We start from the raw sequence: 16021 nt of genomic DNA, 5'->3' as shown, positions 1-16021 counted from the left end.
CCGCAGGTCGCGGCCCTGGCAGCACATCTCAGCCGCCGGCCTGCCAGGCCCGCCACAGCCGCGCATAGCGGCCCCCGGCGGCGACGAGCGCCGCGTGCGGTCCCTCCTCGACGACCCGGCCCGCCTCGAGCACGACGACCCGGTCCGCCGCCGCGGCCTGCGTCAGCCGATGCGCCACGACCAGGGCGGTGCGTCCCCGCGTCACGACGGCCGCGGCCGCTTGGAGGGCCCGTGCGCCCGCGCTGCCGGCCTCCGCGGTCGCCTCGTCGAGCACCACCACCGGTGGATCGGCGATCAGCACCCGCGCCAGCGCGAGCTGCTGGGCCTGGGCCGCGGTCAGGGGATGTCCGCCCTCGCCGACGACCGTGTGCAGGCCGTCGCCGAGCGCGCGGACCCACTCGCCGGCCCCGACCGCGTCGAGTGCCGCTTCCACCTCGTCCGCGGTGGCGCCGGGCCTGGCCAGCCGCACGTCGTCGAGCAATGGCCCGGCGAACACGTGCACCTCCTGGCTGACGATCACGACGCTGCGACGCAGCCGCGGTCCGAGTTCGCCGAGCGACCGGCCGTCGATACGGACCTCCCCCGAGGCGGGCGTGACGACGCCGGCCGCGGCCGCGGCGACCGTCGACTTCCCGGCGCCGGTCGACCCGACCAGGGCCACCGTCTCCCCCGGCGCGACCTTCAGGTCCACGCCGTGCAGAACCTCGGGCCCGTGCAGGTACCGGTGCCGCACCCCGGCCAGTTCCAGCGCCGGCGGACCGTCGCGTCGGACGTCGCGCGGAGCGTCGCGCTCCGGCGGCTGCGCCGGGAGCTCGGCGACGCCCACGAGGCGGGCCAGGCTGGCGCCCGCGGACTGGACGTCGTCGAAGGTGAAGAGCAGGAGCCCGAGCGGCGAGAACAGGCGGTGGAACAGCAGTGCCGCCGCGGTGGCCTCGCCGACGGTCACCGCATCCGCCCGCACCAGCACGAACCCGGCGACGAGAAGCGCCGAGAGACCGACGAATTCGGCCCGGTTGGCGCGGCCCGCGAACCGGGTGAACAGGCCGAACACGCCGACGGTGAGGTCGCGGGCGCGGCCCGACGCGGCGTCGATGCCGGACAGGTGGGCCGGGTCGAGCCCGTAGGCGCGGACGGTGCGCACACCGTGCATGCTGCTGACGAGTGCCTGCGACCGTTCTCCCATCGCCACCCGCTCCGCGGCGTACAGCGGCGCCGACCGGGGCAGGTACCAGCGCAGGGCGAGCGCATACAGCGGCAGCGCGACGAGCCCGGCGAGCCCGAGCCGCCAGTCGATCCCGACCATGGCCGCGACGCTGACCACCACCAGCATCAGCGCCGCCACCAGCTGCGGCACCACCGAGACCAGCGCCTTTGCCAGCACCGCGACGTCGTCGCCGACACGGGAGAGGACGTCGCCGTGCCCGGCGCGTTCGACGGTCTCGGTGGGCAGGCGCAGCACCCGCGCCAGGACCGTCTCGCGCAGCCGGGCCAGCACCGTCTCGCCCAGTCGCGCAACGAGGTGCAGGCCGGCGCCGTCGAGCACCCCGCCGACGACCGCCGCGGCTGCGATCAGCGCGACGACCCACCCGAGCGTGGCCATCGGCGCCTGTTCGCGCACCCGGTCGACGAGGATGCCGAGGACGCGCACCGGCACCACGGAGGCCACCGCGGCCCCGACGGACACCGCCACGGTGAGCGCGACCCGGCCCGGCGCGGCGCGCAGCTGCGCCCCCAGCCAGCGCCACGACCGTCCGGCGGAGGCGATCGGCAACAGCTCGGACTCGTGCGTCGTCATCGCAGCACCGCCGCCCGGTAGGTGGGGTGTGTGGCGGCCAGTTCGGCGTGGGTGCCGGCGGCGACGATCCTGCCGTCGTCGACCACGACCACGCGGTCGGCGACGGCGAGCAGCGCCGGGCTCGAGGTGATGACGACGGTCGTGTGCTCGCCCCCGTCGTGCCGGACGCGCGCGATCCCCTCCGCGACGGCCTGCTCGGTGACGGCGTCGACGGCGGTGGTCGGCTCGTGCAGCACCAGTACCGGGGCGCGCCGCGCCAGCGCCCGCGCCAGCGCCACCCGCTGTCGCTGCCCGCCGGACAGGCTGCTGCCGCGGTCGACGATCCGCTGGCCGAGACCGTCGGGATGGGTGTCGGCGACCTGCCCGGCGGCGGAGGCGCGGAGCACCTCCGGGGGTATGCCCCCGGACGGGTCGCACATGCCCGCGGTGATGTTGCCGGCGAGCGTGCCGGCGAACAGGTCGCTGTGGTGCGGTTCGGCGAGGACGGTCCGGCGTGCGGCGACGGGGTCGAGCGCGCCGAGCGGGACTCCCCCGACGGTCAGCTCGCCGCGGACGTCCTCCGGCGGCACCTGCCCGGACAGCACGTCGGCGAGGGCCTCCGCGTCCTGCGGCCGGTGGGCGAGGACACCGAGCAGTTCCCCCGGCGCGACGGTCAGGTCCATCCCGCGCAGCGACCGGTAGCCGAGTCCGCGCAACACGAGGCGGCCGTCCGACGGTGTCCCGGTTCCGGCCGGCAGCAGCGGCGGCGCGTGCAGCACCAGCGACAGCCGGTCGGCGGAGGCGCGGGACGCGGCCCACGACGACGGCAGGGCGGCGAGCGTCCCGAGGGGTTCGACGACGAACTGGGCCAGGCCCACGACGGTGATGAGCTCGCCGACCGAGATCCGGCCGGCGAGCGCGGCCCAGCCCGCGACGCCCGCGACCGCGACGGACAGCAGCGCGCTCACCGCCGCCGAGGTGCCGGTGTAGACGCCGGCGGCGCGGGTCGCGCGGAGCGTCGCGGCGAGCGCGTCCGCGCTGGCCTCCCGGTAGCGGCGGGCGGCGGCCGGCTCGGCACCGAGGCCCCGCAGCGGTCGGAGCCCCGTGACGAGATCGGTCGCCAGGCCCGACGCCCGCGCCACCGCCTCCTGCTGTGCGGTCATCCGCCGGGTCAGCAGCGGGGTGGCGCGGTCGAGCGCGACGAGGATCGCGGGCGTGCCCAGCAGCACCAGCAGACCGAGGGGGACGTCGACGAGCAGCAGCGCCACCGCGGCCCCGGCCACCGCGGTGATCGCCGCGGCGGTGGCGGGCACCACGTGCAGGATCTGCGCGGCCCGCCCGGCGTCGGTGGTCGCCACCGCCAGGAGTTCCCCGATGCGCAGGGAGGTGCGCACCCCGCGCGGATCGAGGATCCGGCGCGCCACCGTGACCCGCAGCCGGTGCGACTCGGCCTCGATCGCCACGACGAGCCGGCGCGCGCCGAAACGCCACGAGTAGGTGAGCACGACGAACAACGCGGCCAGGCCCGCGAGGGCGACGACCAGCGTCGGGGCGTCGCCGCTGGTGACCGGTCCGTCGATGATCGCCCCGATCGCGACGGGGACGAGGGTCTCCATGACCTGGTGCAGCGAGACCAGCGCGGTGCCGATCGCCAGCGCGACCCGCTGGTTCGCAATCGTGTGCCGCAGCAGCCGCAGACCCGGCTCCTTCCCCTGATCGATCCGGCGAGCACCGTCGCTGCTCATGCCTCCCACCACACGAAACTCTCCGTTCCCCGTCCCCGCTCCCAGAAGTGAGCCAACCCTAACTCGTGGAGCGGCTGGCGTCGGAGTCGCCGGTTCTCATAGAGTCGCACTACGAATGACCTGCTCGAACGGAGCAGCCAGCCCGGGAGGAATCACCATGGCCGCGGACGCCACCACCGAGAACGACATCCCCGACGAGGAACTCGAACCCGTCGCGGACGAGACGGCCCGTCAGGCGCAGCGTGTCGTCGCTGCCTACGCGGAGGATGCGGACGAATGCCGCATGCTGCTGTCCATGCTCGGCATCGGGCCGAACCCGAAGACGGACTGAGCGGATACCGGCGAACAAGGACAGAGGAGCACCACGTGGCTGCAGGTGAGGAGTCGATGCACGTGGGTGGTTCGGACTTCGTGGTCGTCGCGAACCGCCTGCCCGTCGACCTCGAGCGTCTTCCGGACGGCTCGACCCGATGGAAGCGCAGCCCGGGTGGCCTCGTCACCGCGCTCGAGCCGATCCTGCGCAACAACCGCGGAGCGTGGGTCGGCTGGGCCGGTGTCGCCGACGCCGAGCTGGACCCGATCGTCGAGGACGGCCTCGAGCTGCATCCGGTGCCGCTGAGCGGGCAGGAGATCGCCGACTACTACGAGGGCTTCTCCAATGCGACGCTGTGGCCGCTGTACCACGACGTCATCGTCCGGCCGGAGTACCGGCGGGAGTGGTGGAACACCTACGTCGAGGTCAACCGCCGGTTCGCGGAGGCGACCGCGAAGGCGGCGGCACAGGGCGCGACGGTGTGGGTGCAGGACTACCAGCTGCAACTGGTGCCGAAGATGCTGCGGATGCTGCGGCCGGATCTGACCATCGGCTTCTTCCTGCACATTCCGTTCCCTCCGGTGGAGCTGTTCATGCAGATGCCGTGGCGGACCGAGATCGTCGAGGGCCTGCTCGGCGCCGATCTGATCGGCTTCCATCTGCCCGGCGGTGCCCAGAACTTCCTGTACCTCGCGCGCCGGCTGGCCGGTCATCAGACCTCCCGCGGCACCGTGGGTGTGCGCTCGAAGCTCGGGGTGGTGCAGGTCGGGTTCCGGGCGGTGCGCGTCGGTGCGTTCCCCATCTCCATCGACTCCGGGCAGCTCGACGAGCGGGCCCGCCGCAAGTCGATCCGCGACCGCGCGAAGCAGATCCGCAAGGAGCTCGGCAACCCGAAGCACATCATGCTCGGCGTCGACCGGCTCGACTACACCAAGGGCATCGACGTCCGGCTCGACGCGCTGCTCGAGCTGATCGCCGAGGGCCGGGTGGATCCGGCCGAGACGGTGATGGTGCAGCTGGCCACCCCCAGCCGCGAGCGCGTCGAGTCGTACGTGCAGATGCGCGGCGCCATCGAACAGACGGTCAGCCGGATCAACGGCGAGTACGCCGAGGTGGGCCGGCCCGTGGTGCACTACATCCACCGGCCCATTCCGCGCGACGAGCTGATCGCGTTCTTCGTCGCGGCCGACGTCATGCTGGTGACGCCGCTGCGCGACGGCATGAACCTCGTCGCCAAGGAGTACGTGGCCTGCCGCAGCGACCTCGGCGGCGCCCTCGTCCTGAGCGAATTCACCGGGGCCGCAGCGGAATTGCGCCAGGCATTCCTGTGCAATCCGCACGACCTCGAGGACGTCAAGGACAAGATGGAGGCGGCGCTGAACCAGTCCCGCGAGGACGGTCGGCGGCACATGCGGGCACTGCGCCGGCAGGTCCTCGCCCACGACGTGGACCGGTGGGCGCGCTCCTTCCTCGACGCACTCGCGCATCAGGGCGCGGCCGGTCCGGCGCTGATCGCGCCGGCGGAGGTCGGCGAGCCCGAGTGACAAGCACACCGGACCGCGAAGCCTACGGTGTCCGGTCGTCGTCCGAGCGCAACGTCGAGGAGGCGACGACCGGGACGCCGGCACCACGCATGCCCACGCCCGCCGATTCCCTCGACGTGCTGCTCGTCGAGGACGACGCCGGGGACGAGCTGATCATCCGGGAGTCGTTCGAGGCCAACGAGATCGGCAGCACGCTGCACGTGGTGCGGGACGGCGCGGAGGCTCTCGACTTCCTGTACCGGCGCGGGGCCCACGCCGGCGCCGTGCGGCCGGCGCTGGTGCTGCTCGATCTGAACCTGCCGAAGTACGACGGGTGGCAGGTGCTCGAGGCGGTCAAGTCCGATCCCGACCTGGCGTCCATCCCCGTCGTCGTGCTGACGACGTCCACCGCCGAGGAGGACGTGGTGCGCAGCTACCGGTTGCGGGCCAACGCCTACGTCTCCAAGTCGGTGGACTTCGACCGGTTCGTCGCCACCGTGCGGCACATCGACCGGTTCTTCGTGCACATGGTGCGCCTGCCCGGCCGCTGACCGTCCGCCCGGCTCAGATCGGGGTCAGGCGGCTCACCAGCCAACGGCCGTCGTGCTTCTCGAGTTCGACGCGGACGCGGCTGCCGCTGCTGACCGCCTCGGGATTGACGGAACTGGTGGTGATCTGGTTGAGGAACAGCAGGGTCACCGCCCGGTCGGCCTCGGCCGACACGACCGACGACGCCTGCACACTCACCTGCACGGTGATCGCCTTCTCCTTGGCGCCGGGCGCGATGACGTTCTTCATCAGGTTCGTGTACTCGTCCCGGAAGTCGCCGGTGAGCCCGTCGGAGGCGGCGGCGACCTGCTCGTCGACCGTGGCGTGGTCGTACGCGAGCATCGCGACGGCCTGCTCCTCGGCGGCCTGCAGGGCCTCGGTCCGGGCGGCCTCGGCGCCGTCGCGCTCGACCTTGTCGTACACGCCCACGCCGACGAGGCCGGCGAGCACGATCGCCGCGGCGGTGAGGGCCGCGAGCAGCATCCGGCGCGCACCTCCCCCGGAGCCGGGCTGCGCCGTAGCGCTTTCCGCGCCCTCCACGCCCGCGGCGTCGTCGGTCTTCTCGAGGGTCACGGCCTCGTCCTTCGAATGCTCGGTCATGGTACGAAATCCACCTTCGAGGCCAGCAGCCGACCGTTCTCGTCGCAGATCGTCACCCGCAGCCGGAAGTCGCGGGGCTCGGGTTCGGGCTGTTCCGCGTTGCTGACCATCGACCGCGCGGCCACGAGCGAGGACATGCAGGCGCCGTCCTCGGCCTGGATTCCGGCCTCGATCACCTCACCGGTGGTGTCCACGTTCGCCTTGGTCACCACATCGACGAAAGGCCCTTCGCGTCCTTCGAATTCGGCCTTGAAGTCACCGGTCGCCCCGTCGAGCAGACGCTGTACGTCCTCGGCCGCGCTCTGCGGGTGGATGGTGGTCAGATTCAGCACGGTCTGCCGCGCGGCCTGCAGGTACGCCGCCCGCCGGGCGTCGTGGTCGCGGTCGGCCGTCGCGCCGAGCCACAGCCACACTCCGGCGCCCACCAGGGCGAGGACGATCAGGGCTGCGACCGCGGGGAGCACCCGGCTCTGCCGGGCGGGTCCGGTCTCCGGCGTCGATGTCGTGGGGGTCTCTTCGTCCGCCATCAGCCTTGCTGCGCCTTCATGTACGTCTCCAAACTGGTCTCGGGGCCGGTGTCGACGTTGCGGTACACCGTACCGTCGGGACCGATGTACGTTCCCGTCGCCGGGTCGATGCCGCGCGCCGTCACCCCGGCGGGCGCGGCCGCACCCGTCCCGGTCGCGTGCGAGGCGGGCACCGGCATGTCGCCTTCCGACTGCACGGGCGTCGGGGCGCCCCGCCACGGGTTGTCGAGGTATTCGGGCTGGTACCCGTTGCGGCACGCCTCCGGGGTGGGGGCGCGCCGGCCCGGGAACTCCATGCACGGCAGGTTCCGCGCGCCTCGCACGGCGTTCGGATCCGACTGCGGGAGCTTGCAGTACACCTCGCCGGGGGTGTCCACCATCGTGGTGTCCGCAGGGCTGCGCCACTGTTCGGGCGGCAGGAAGCCGGACAGGCACGGCGGCGGATCGTGCAGCTGCAGGTGGAAGTCGACGACCGCGCCGTCCTCGGCCGGTCCGCTGCCGGCCGCGGTGATCAGCGCCGTGGTCATCGGCGGGTACAGCACCAGGATCTGTTCGATGCCGGCGTTGTAGAGCACGCCCACCTCCCCGACGCCGACCATGTTGGCCAGCAGCAGCGGCAGCGTCGGCCGCAGGTCCTGCAGCAGCTGTTCGGCCTCGGCCGCGGCGCCCGGCCCCTTCGCGAGCACCGCCCGCAGGTCGGTGTCGGCGGCCCGCAGCCCGTCGGTGAACGTCAGCATGTCCCGCGTCCAGGAGCGGATCGCGTCGCTGGTGACGACCTGGGTGTCGAGCAGCGGACCGAGCTGATCGAGCAATGCCTTCGTCTGCTCGCTGCCGGCGCTCGCCTCCTGCACGAACAGGCGGGTCGAGTCGATCAGCCGCTGCAGGTCGGGCCCCGACCCGTTGAACGCGTCGAACGACTCGTCGACGACGGTGCGCAGCCGTGTGTCGCTGATGCTGGCGAGCAGGACGTCGGCCTGGTCGAGCAGCTCGCCCACCTCCTGCGGCACCGACGTCCGGTCGGCCGGGATCACGTCGCCGTCCGACAGATACTCCCCGTTCGAACCATCTTGCGGGGGAACGAAGTCCACGTACTGCTCGCCGACGGCGGACACGCTGCGGACCGCTGCGTCGACGTCGGCGGGGATCGAGCGGTCGCTGTCGATCGACAGGATGGCCTCCACCCCGGCCGGCGACAGCTGCACCTTGTCGACCACCCCGACGGTGTTGCCGCGGTAGGTGACGTTGGCGTGCGGGTAGAGCCCGCCGGTGGAGGGCAGTTCCACGATCACCGTGTACCGGCCGACGCCGAGCAGCTGCGGGAGCCGCACGTACTGCAGCGACATCACCAGCAACCCGACCACCGTGAGCACCGAGAAGATGGCGAGCTGGATCCGGACGAACTTCGACAGCATCATGGCGCGGGCACCCCCAGCGGGGGCAGCCCCGGAACGGTGATCTCCCCCAGACCGGGGACCGACAGCGTTGCGGCCGGGCCGGGCGCGGGTTGCGCGGCCGGCTGCTGGAGCGGGGCCTGGAAGGGGTCCGCGGACTGGGCCGCCAGCCCGGCGTCCCGGCCGAGGATGCCTTCCGGGCCGGCGAGGCGCCCGGCGAGCGGGGTGCCGGTGAGGAAGTTCAGGTCCAGCCGTTCGAGGGTGAGGTCGATGGTCATGGCGAGGTTCGCGTAGTCGCCCCGGATCACCTGGTCGATGCCGGCCTGCGGGAACGGATAGGTCAGCAGCACGCCGAGCACCTCGGTCAGCGCGTTGCCCGAGTCGGCGAGCGCACGCAGTGTCGGAGCCAGCGCCTGCAGGTTGGTCTGCAGGTCGTCGCCGCTGTTCTCGACGAGCCGGCTGGCGACGGTGCTCATCTCGCCGAGCGAGGTGAGCGCGGTGGTCAGGTCCTGCCGCTGTTCCACCAGCACGTTCAGCGCGGCCGGCATCTCGTCGAGCGCACGGACGAGGGTGGCGTTCTGCGCGTCGACCGTCCACGCGAGCCGATCGATGCCCTCCATCGCGGCGATGATGTCGCCGCGCTGCCGGTCGAGGGTGCCGACGAGTTCGTCGAGCCGCGGCAGCAGGTTCCGGATCGAGTCCTCCCGCCCGTTCAGCGCCGCGTTCAGCTCGGTGGTGATGTCGTTGATCTGCGCGAGTCCACCGCCGTTGAGGACCACCGACAGCGACGACAGCGTCTGCTCGGTGGTCGGGTACACCCCGGCCCGCTCGAGCGGGATCAGGTCGCCGTCCTCGAGCCGGCCCTGCGGCGGCTCGTCCGCCGGCGACGCCAGTTCGAGGTGCTGCGAGCCGAGCAGGCTGGTCTGCCCGATCTTGGCGGTGGCGTTCGCCGGGAGTTCGACGTCGCCGTCGAGGGCCACCGTCACGAGCGCGTGCCAGTCCTCGACCTCGATCTTCGTGACGCTGCCGACCTGGACGTCGTCGACCCGCACCGGCGAGTTCTGCGTCAGGGTGGTCACATTCGGCATCTGGATCCGTACCTGGTAGGCGTCCTCGCCGTGCCCGGCGGTGCCGGGCAGGGGGAGGGAGTTGAGCCCCTCCCATTCGCATCCGGTCAACGTCAGGGACGCCGCGACCACCATCGCGGCGGCGGCGTACCGCCGTGCCGGGCGGGTGTGCCGGGTTCGGGTGCTCATCGTCCTCCTCCCGGCTGCAACAGCGCACCGAGGTCGGGGGGAACCGTCACGGTGGGCAGATCCGAGAGCGGCCCGGCCGGCGGCGGAGTGGCGTCCGCGGGTGCGATGCCCCGGCCCGCCGCCTCGGCTTCCGCCTCGAGACCCGGTTCGGTGTACACGATCTGGTCGGGGAACGCCTCCACCGCGGCGATGGGGTTGGTCATGATCGGCAGGTAGTTCATCGCCAGCGACTGGAGGACCGGCCCGAGCTGCTGGCGGCACAGCTCCGCGCTGCGGTCGGAGGTGGCGTTCGCCGCGGCGGCCACGGACCCGCACATGAACTCGACGGGGTTGGCGAGGTTGCTGATCGCCAGCGCACCGGTGAGCGAGCCCTGGGCGGGCTTGTAGATGTCGTAGAAGTTCGCCAGCGCCGTCGGGCCGGAGTGCAGGACCCGCTCGATCTCGGGCCGCTTGCGTGCGAGCACCTCGGTGGCGTCGGCGAGGCGCTGCACCGACTCGGTCAGCGCTGCCCGGTTGTCCTGCACGAACCGCTGCACGTCGCCGACCGCGAGGTCGAGGTCCGCGAGCGAGGTGCCGAGCTGGCCCGAGCTCTGGGCGAGGACGTCCGAGACCGACGCCAGCCGGCCACCGAGCTGGACGATCTGCTCGTTGCTGGTCGAGAGCACCGACACGAACGCCTGCAGGTTCCGGACGGTGCCGAACAGGTCGGTGCGCCCCTCCGACAGGGTGTGCATGGTGTCGGACAGTTCGCGCAGCGTGGCACGGACGGTCAGGCCGTTGCCGTCGAGGTTCTCGGCGGCGGTATCGATGAAGCGGCCGAGCGAGCCCTGGGGGTCGAGGCCCTGGGGGCCCAGCGCCTCCGACAGGCGCATCAGTTCCGTCTTGATCTGGTCCCATTCGACAGGCGAGGCGGTGCGCTCGACCGGGATCGTCGCGTCGTCGGCGAACTGCGGGCCGCCCGAGTACGCCGGGGTCAGCTGGATGAAGCGCGCGGACACGAGGCTCTGCGCGATGATCACGGCCTTGGCGTCGGCCGGGATGTCGACGGAGTCGTCGACCTGCATCTGCACGCGCACCAGGTCGTCGCCCGGCTCGATGCGGGTGATCGTGCCGACGCTCACGCCCAGCACGCGCACGTCGTCGCCCTCGTACAGGCCGCTCGTGGAGACGAATTCGGCGTTGATCGTGCGCTTCCCCCAGCCGGGCAGCACCACGGCGAATGCGACGAGGGCCAGGGCCACCACCGCGACACCGGCGATCACCGGTATCAGCAGGCGGCGGCGCTTTCCGGGCCGCCCCCCGGGGGCCTCGAGGGTGTGGGTGCTCATTCGCCATCCTTCGTGATCGACGGCGGGTTCTTCGGAATGATGTCCTGCAGGTCCTGCTGCAGCAGCTCGGGGGCGACCGTGCTGTCGACCAAGGCCTTCCACCACGGCGCGGGCAGGACGTTCGACACGTACGCGTTGAAGAACGGACCGCTCGCCACGGACTCGCCGAGCGCGCTGATGTACGGGCCGAGACCGTCGAGGGCGCCGGCGATGTTCTCCTTGTTCGCCTGCAGGTTGGCGGTCACCGCGTTGAGCTTCTCCAGGGTGGGAGCCATCTGCGCCTGGTTCTCCTGCACCAGCGCCGACAGCTGCCGTGAGACCGCGGAGATGTTCGCGATCAGCTCGGTGATCGCGTCGCGGCGCACGCTCAGCTCCCCGAAGAGGGCGTTGGCGTCCACCACGAGGGCGTTGATCCGGTCGCTGCGCTCGGCGAGGATGCCGGTCACCGATTCGGCGCGGGCCAGCAGGTCCTCGAGCGACTCGTCGCGCGCGTTGATGGACCGGGACAGCCTGGTCATTCCCTCGAGCGCCCCGCGCAACTCGGGTGGGGTGTCCTGCAGCGAATCCGACAGCGCGTTGAGCGAGTCGTTGATCTGCTCCGTGTCGAGATCCGACACCGATGTCGTGAGGTCGCCGAGAGCGTCGGTGAGCGAGTACGGGGAGTCGGTGCGCGCCAGCGGGATCGGCTCGCGCGGGTCGAGCGTCCCCGAACCGTAGGGCTGCACCGCGAGGGACTTGCGGCCGAGCACCGTGTTCGTCTTGATGTCGGCCCCGGTGTCCTCGCCGAGCGCGATGCCGTCGCGGACGGTGAAGGCGACGAGAACCTGCTGGTCGTCGAGGCGGACGTCGGTGACCTCGCCGACGTCGACGCCGGCGAGGGTGACGGTGTCGCCGGGCACGAGACCGCCGGCGTCGGCGAAGTACGCCGAGTAGGTCAGGCCGCCGGAGAGGAACTGCAGCTGGTCGTACTGCAGGCCGGCGAGCACCGTCGCGGCCGCGACGGACAGGCCGACGATGCCGACCTGCACGGGATTGCGTTCACGGATCGGACTCATTCGATCTTCGCGCACCTTCCGGTCGTCTGCTCGGCCGACGTGAAACGGATGGTGGTCCCGTCCGGTCCCGAGAACTTGAACGTGTTGGCACACAGGAAGAATTGGAAGAAGTTGCCGTACACCCCCACCCGGATGAGCTTCTTGTAGTCGTTCGGCAGCCGCTCGAGCGTCCGGTTGATGTCGTCGCGCCCGAGGTCGAGCTGCGTCATGGTGCGGTTGGTCTCGGCGATCACCGACTGCAGGTCCGGCCGGTTGTTCTGCAGCAGCGAGGCGAGATCCCCGGTGCCGGCCGCGATCCGCGGGATGGCGGTGCCGATCGGGTCGCGGTCCTGCGCGAGCCCGCTCACCAGGGTCTGCAACCGGTCGACGGTCTCGGTGAACTGCTGGTCGTTCTCGTCGATGGTGGCGAGGACGGCGTTGAGGTTGTCGATGACGTCGCCGATCAGCCGGTCCCGGTCGGCGAGGGAGTTCGTGAACGAGTTGGTGTTGCCCAGCAGCGACACCAGGGTGCCGCCCTGCCCCTGGAAGACCTGGAGCAGCGCGCCGGACAGGTCGTTGACCTGCTGCGGGTCGAGGCCCTGCAACAGCGGCTTGAATCCGCCGAGCAGCAGGTCGAGGTCGAGCGCGGGTTCCGTCTGCGCCACCGGGATCGTGCCGCCGGCCGGCAGCGTCTCGCCGGTACCCGGTCCCTCGAGCAGCTCGAGGTAGCGGTCGCCCACCAGGTTCTCGTACCGCACCGTGGCCTTGGTGCTCGCCAGCAGCGTGTGCTCGGCGTCGACGTCGAAGGACACCTCGGCCTGGTTGCCGCGACCGATGTCGACGCTGTCGACCGACCCGACGGGCACCCCGGCGATGCGGACCTTGTCGCCGGCCTGCAGCCCGGACACGTCGGTGAACGTCGCGTGATAGGTCTGCGTGCCGGTGAACCGCACCTGGCTGAACACGATCGCCAGTGCCGCGAAGATCAGCACCATCACGACGGTGAACGCGAGGAACTTGACCGTGGTGGCCCTCACCGGATCACCCCGCTCCCCCGCGGCGCCCGGCCCACCGTGCGCGTCCACGTCCCCCTCTGCGACTCCGGCATCTCACTCGCCTCCCGGGAGCATGTCGCCGAACAGGAAACCGAAGATCGTCGGGTACCGCACCCACGTCTCGGTGTTCGGGTGGAACGGCACGGGATGGGTGTCGGCGACGACGAAGGGGGCGTGGCCGTCGCGCTTGGGATCGAAGGCCGGCAGCCCGTGGCAGTTCGGCCCACCCGTCGCGCCCACCACCGGCAGGTCCTTCTCGTGGTCGTACATGGTGGCGCCGCCCAGGAAGTTCGTGCTCAGCATCAGGGCCGGGTACTTGCCGGTTCCGGCCATGGGCTCGAAGGCGATTCGCGCGTCGTTGAGCCCGATGATGAAGCACGTCAGCTCCGGCGAGTACTCGCCGAGCAGCGTCGTGGTCTCCGTCAGCAGGTCCAGCGCCGAGGTCAGCTGCGCCTCGTTCTCGCCGAGGACGTCGCGACCGGTGTTCGCCAGGCCGGTGACGTTCATCAGCATCAGGTCCAGGTTGGCCTGCTCGTCGACGACGGTGTTGCCGATCGAGGTGGCGTTGTCGAGCAGGTTCATCACGTCGGGCGCGACGTCGGCGTACAGGTTGGTGACGTCGGCGGCCACGGCGAGGTCGTACTGCAGTTGCGGCAGCGAGGGATTCATCGTCGCGAGATAGTCGTCGGCCTCGACGAGGGTGGCGCCGAGGGTGTCGCCGCGACCGTTGAGGGCCTCGGAGATCGCCCCGAGGGTGGCGTTGAGCTTCTCCGGCTGGACCTGCGCGAGCACGTCGGACAGGTGCTGGAAGACCGTGTTGAACTCGACGGTGACGTTCTCGGCCGCGATGATCGCGCCCTCCTGGAGCGGCACCGGCGACGGATCGTCCGGCATGAGCAGATTGACGAACTTCGCGCCGAACACGGTGGTGGACTCGATGGCCACGCGCACGTTGGACGGCACCAGGTGCAGCTGGCCGGGATCCATCGCGAGCTGCAGCAGCGCGCCGTCGGGGGTGTGCTCGACGGACCGGACCCGGCCCACCTCGACACCGCGGAGCTTGACCTTCGCGTCGGGCTCCAGCACCAGGCCGGACCGCGCCGAGGTGACCGTGACCGGGGTGGTGGCGGTGAAGGCACCGGCGAACATCAGCAGCGCCAGCGCGACGGCGACGGTGAGTCCCCCGACGAGACCGAGGGCCGCGAGTTTCTTCTTCCAGGAAGGTGTGTCCATGCGCCTATCCCGACAGGTTGAAGTTGCCGGTCGCCCCGTACACCGCGAGCGAGATGAGCAGGGTCACGGTCACCACGGCGATCAGGGATGCGCGCACGGCGTTGCCGACGGCGACGCCGACACCGACCGGGCCGCCACCGGCGTTGAAGCCGTAGTAGGTGTGGATCAGCATGACGGCGACCGCCATGACGATGGCCTGCACGAACGACCACAGGATGTCGGTGGGGATGAGGAACGTGTCGAAGTAGTGGTCGTACACGCCCGCGGACTGGCCGTAGAGCACGACGGTCGCGAAGCGGCTGGCGATGAACGAGGCGATCACCGCCAGCGAATACAGCGGGACGATCGCGATCATCCCCGCCATCACGCGGGTGCTCACGAGATACGGGATCGACGGGATCGCCATGACCTCGAGCGCGTCGATCTCCTCCGAGACCCGCATGGCGCCGAGCTGGGCGGTCGAGCCGGCGCCGATGGTGGCGGCCAGGCCGATGCCCGCGATGGTGGGCGCCGCGATGCGGACGTTGATGAAGGCGGCGAAGAAGCCCGTGAGCGCCTCGACGCCGATGTTGCCGAGGGAACTGAAGCCCTGCATGGCGATGATCCCGCCGGTGAACAGGGTCAGGAAGCCGACGATGACGACCGTTCCGCCGATCACGGCGAGCGCACCGGTGCCCATGCTGATCTCGGCGATCAGCCGGACCGTCTCCTTCGGGTAGTGCGTGATCGCGCGCGGGGCGTATCCGAGCGCCTTGCCGAAGAAGAGCGCCTGCTCGCCGAGTCGGTCCACGGAGTCGGAGGCGCGGGCGACACGGCGCCGCACGCGGGGGAAGCGCCAGGAGATCACTGCCATCTACATCACCGCCGTGCCGGTCACCCGCCCGTCAGCTTGATGCCGACGGCGGTGACGAGAAGGTTGACCACGAACAATGCCATGAAGGCGAACACGACCGTCTGGTTGACGGCGTCGCCGACGCTCTTGGCGCCACCCTTGACGTTGAGGCCGAGGTAGGCGGCGACGAGGCCGGCGATCATGCCGAACAGGCCGGCCTTGACCTGGGAGATCACGAGTTCGCCGAAGCCGGTGAGCAGGGTGATGCCGTTGACGAAGGCGCCGGGGTTCACGTCCTGGAGGAAGACGGAGAACGCGAAGCCGCCCAGGATGCCGATGGTGCACACCAGCCCGTTGAGCAGCAGCGCCACGACGGTGGACGCGAGGACCCGGGGCACGACGAGGCGGTGGATCGGGTTGATGCCGAGCACGCGCATCGCGTCGATCTCCTCTCGGATGGTGCGGGCGGCGAGGTCCGCGCAAATGGCGGTGGCGCCGGCACCGGCGACGATGAGCACGGTGACCATCGGGCCGACCTGGGTGACCGCGCCGAGTGCGGCGCCGGCGCCGCTGAGGTCGGCGGCACCGATCTCGCGCAGCAGGATGTTGAGGGTGAAGCTGACCAGGACGGTGAACGGCACCGCGACGAGGACCGTCGGCACGAGGGAGACCCGCGCGACGAACCATGCCTGATCGACGAACTCGCGTCGCTGGAAGGGCCGGGAGAACACGGCCCGGGCGGTCTCGCCCGTCATCGCGAAGAATCCACCGACCGCGCGGAGCGGTACGTCGAGGAGGTCTACCACCGTCTCCTCCTCCGTTGGTTCGCTCGCCGGCCGAGGCCGGCGAGGGGTCAGCTTG

At 71.3% G+C, this 16021-nt stretch carries 15 protein-coding genes; 3 read left to right on the top strand and 12 right to left on the bottom strand.

Annotated elements, in window-relative coordinates; genetic code table 11:
* Positions 1 to 28: 28 nt before the first annotated feature.
* Both HFP48_RS04400 and HFP48_RS04395 read right to left on the bottom strand, forming a co-directional pair.
* A complete protein-coding gene (locus tag HFP48_RS04400; RefSeq protein WP_168579077.1) occupies positions 29 to 1795 on the bottom strand; it encodes an ABC transporter ATP-binding protein in 1767 nt (588 codons plus the stop codon).
* Entirely contained in the window at positions 1792 to 3519 is a 1728-nt protein-coding gene (locus HFP48_RS04395; protein WP_210432804.1) for an ABC transporter ATP-binding protein, read from the bottom strand. The genes HFP48_RS04400 and HFP48_RS04395 overlap by 4 nt, the downstream gene beginning before the upstream one ends.
* Before the next feature lie 157 nt (positions 3520 to 3676).
* On the opposite strand from HFP48_RS04395, the gene HFP48_RS04390 reads away from it, so the two are divergent.
* Genes HFP48_RS04390 through HFP48_RS04380 form a run of 3 tightly spaced genes read left to right on the top strand, consistent with a single transcriptional unit; the run spans position 3677 to position 5906 of the window.
* A complete protein-coding gene (locus tag HFP48_RS04390) occupies positions 3677 to 3850 on the top strand; it encodes a hypothetical protein (RefSeq protein WP_006937887.1) in 174 nt (57 codons plus the stop codon).
* A 56-nt stretch (positions 3851 to 3906) separates the two neighbouring features.
* Entirely contained in the window at positions 3907 to 5376 is a 1470-nt protein-coding gene (locus HFP48_RS04385; protein WP_164528090.1) for a trehalose-6-phosphate synthase, read from the top strand.
* A complete protein-coding gene (locus tag HFP48_RS04380) occupies positions 5373 to 5906 on the top strand; it encodes a response regulator (protein WP_210432803.1) in 534 nt (177 codons plus the stop codon). The genes HFP48_RS04385 and HFP48_RS04380 overlap by 4 nt, the downstream gene beginning before the upstream one ends.
* 13 nt (positions 5907 to 5919) lie before the next feature.
* Here the strand turns inward: HFP48_RS04380 and HFP48_RS04375 are convergent, their stop codons facing one another.
* The 10 genes from HFP48_RS04375 to HFP48_RS04330 form a co-directional block, all read right to left on the bottom strand.
* Positions 5920 to 6504: a hypothetical protein gene (locus tag HFP48_RS04375; RefSeq protein ID WP_029541061.1), complete on the bottom strand. Its 585-nt coding sequence runs from the start codon at positions 6502 to 6504 to the stop codon at positions 5920 to 5922.
* Positions 6501 to 7031 carry a hypothetical protein gene (locus tag HFP48_RS04370; RefSeq protein WP_050034586.1) on the bottom strand — a complete coding sequence of 177 codons (531 nt, stop codon included), beginning with the start codon at positions 7029 to 7031 and terminating at the stop codon, positions 6501 to 6503. Before HFP48_RS04370 ends, HFP48_RS04375 begins: the two co-directional genes overlap by 4 nt.
* A complete protein-coding gene (locus HFP48_RS04365; protein ID WP_006937877.1) occupies positions 7031 to 8446 on the bottom strand; it encodes an MlaD family protein in 1416 nt (471 codons plus the stop codon). Before HFP48_RS04365 ends, HFP48_RS04370 begins: the two co-directional genes overlap by 1 nt.
* On the bottom strand, positions 8443 to 9678 hold the full coding sequence (locus HFP48_RS04360) for an MCE family protein (protein ID WP_161995568.1): 1236 nt from the start codon (positions 9676 to 9678) through the stop codon (positions 8443 to 8445). The genes HFP48_RS04365 and HFP48_RS04360 overlap by 4 nt, the downstream gene beginning before the upstream one ends.
* Complete coding sequence (locus tag HFP48_RS04355; protein ID WP_006937873.1) at positions 9675 to 11006, bottom strand: MCE family protein; 1332 nt, start codon at positions 11004 to 11006, stop codon at positions 9675 to 9677. The genes HFP48_RS04360 and HFP48_RS04355 overlap by 4 nt, the downstream gene beginning before the upstream one ends.
* A complete protein-coding gene (locus HFP48_RS04350; RefSeq protein ID WP_006937871.1) occupies positions 11003 to 12061 on the bottom strand; it encodes an MCE family protein in 1059 nt (352 codons plus the stop codon). Before HFP48_RS04350 ends, HFP48_RS04355 begins: the two co-directional genes overlap by 4 nt.
* Complete coding sequence (locus HFP48_RS04345) at positions 12058 to 13077, bottom strand: MCE family protein (protein ID WP_006937869.1); 1020 nt, start codon at positions 13075 to 13077, stop codon at positions 12058 to 12060. The genes HFP48_RS04350 and HFP48_RS04345 overlap by 4 nt, the downstream gene beginning before the upstream one ends.
* Positions 13078 to 13149: 72 nt before the next feature.
* Positions 13150 to 14328, bottom strand: a complete 1179-nt coding sequence (locus tag HFP48_RS04340) for an MCE family protein (protein ID WP_006937867.1) — start codon at positions 14326 to 14328, stop codon at positions 13150 to 13152.
* Between the two features lie 4 nt (positions 14329 to 14332).
* On the bottom strand, positions 14333 to 15181 hold the full coding sequence (locus HFP48_RS04335; protein ID WP_168579075.1) for an ABC transporter permease: 849 nt from the start codon (positions 15179 to 15181) through the stop codon (positions 14333 to 14335).
* 20 nt (positions 15182 to 15201) lie between these two features.
* Entirely contained in the window at positions 15202 to 15966 is a 765-nt protein-coding gene (locus HFP48_RS04330; protein ID WP_168579074.1) for an ABC transporter permease, read from the bottom strand.
* Positions 15967 to 16021: the final 55 nt, after the last annotated feature.

The sequence above is a fragment of the Rhodococcus sp. DMU1 genome (assembly GCF_012272955.1).
GTDB classification, from domain to species: Bacteria; Actinomycetota; Actinomycetes; order Mycobacteriales; family Mycobacteriaceae; genus Rhodococcus; species Rhodococcus aetherivorans.
Note: the sequence above shows the minus strand (reverse complement) of the source record. Positions and strands in the feature narration are given on the sequence as shown.